The sequence below is a fragment of the Corynebacterium sp. MSK039 genome (genome assembly GCF_030232315.1).
GTDB lineage: Bacteria > Actinomycetota > Actinomycetes > Mycobacteriales > Mycobacteriaceae > Corynebacterium.
In genome coordinates this window covers 1-607 of record NZ_JASPJL010000044.1, presented here as the reverse complement: position 1 = coordinate 607, position 607 = coordinate 1, and the positions used below count along the sequence as shown (strand labels likewise).

The 607-nt window shown below is 51.7% G+C and carries 1 protein-coding gene; it reads right to left on the bottom strand.

What is annotated here, in order from left to right; genetic code table 11:
- Positions 1 to 22: 22 nt before the first annotated feature.
- Positions 23 to 607 (bottom strand): IS3 family transposase (locus QP997_RS09750; RefSeq protein WP_284847004.1); only part of this gene is annotated, 585 nt, incomplete at its 5' end.

The window sequence follows — 607 nt, the reverse complement described above, 5'->3', positions numbered from 1 at the left end:
TGAAGTGCTCCGGGTTTTGTTCCTAGGCATTTGCCTTGATTTCTATTTTCTCGTGATTTGGATTGCCAGTCCAAAACTCTGCTTCTACCTCTGTCGGCGTACGGTAGCCGAGACTTTGGTGAAGCCGTGATTCGTTCCACCACGAGACCCACTCAAACGTCGCGATCTCAACATCAACCACGTCAGTCCACGACCGCCTATGAATGAGCTCATTTTTGTAAGAACCGTTGACGTTCTCGGCCAAAGCATTGTCGTAGGAGTCACCGACTGTCCCAGTAGAGGCAGTGATTCCATGCTCAGCAAGGCGCTCATTGTAGACAATGCTCACATACTGCGAGCCGTGGTCTGAATGGTGAATCAGTCCCGTTGTTTCCTTTGCGCATACAATCGCCTGGTTGAGTGCTTGTAGTGGCAACGCTTCCGTGCGCATCGTATCTGATAATGCCCATCCGACAATTTTGCGGGAGTACACATCGGTGACAAAAGCGGTGTAGACGAACCCATTACCGGTACGGACGTAGGTAATGTCAGCCACCCATAACCGATTCGGTCCAGCGGCACGAAAATCACGGCCCACCAAGTCAGGGCGATTATCCGAGCCCTTGGA